The 475-nt window shown below is 69.1% G+C and carries 1 pseudogene; it reads left to right on the plus strand.

The features are described from left to right. Positions 1–416, plus strand: a pseudogene (locus tag WFH44_RS21345) (pyridine nucleotide-disulfide oxidoreductase); the annotation flags it as partial. Positions 417–475: the final 59 nt, after the last annotated feature.

Consider the following 475-nt stretch of genomic DNA (forward strand, 5'->3'; position numbering starts at 1 on the left):
TCGTCGCGGACCAGCTGACCGACACCGGCACCGGTACCCGCACCACGACCGACCGGGTGGCCGTGCCGTACACGATCTTCCTCACCCCTCCCCTGGCCAGGGTCGGTCTCACCGAGAACGAGGCCAGGGAAGCCGGGCACGAGGTGAAGGTCGCGGCCAAGCAGGTCGCGAAGATCGCCGCGATGCCCCGGCCCAAAATCGAGAACGACCCGCGCGGGATCGTGAAGGTCGTCGTCGACGCGGTCACCGACCAGGTGCTCGGGGCGGCGCTGATGCACGTCGAATCCCAGGAGGTGATCAACCTCCTCGCCATGGCCATGCGCCACGGCATCACGGCCAGCCAGCTGCGCGACGGGATCTACACTCACCCCTCCTCCACCGAGGCCCTCAACGAGGTCCTCGGTGACCTCGCCTGACCCGCACGGGAACCGGCGATCCCGGGAACAGGCGTCAGCCCAGCCCCACGATGACCACG

The organism is Arthrobacter sp. USHLN218 (genome assembly GCF_037144715.1).
GTDB lineage: Bacteria > Actinomycetota > Actinomycetes > Actinomycetales > Micrococcaceae > Crystallibacter.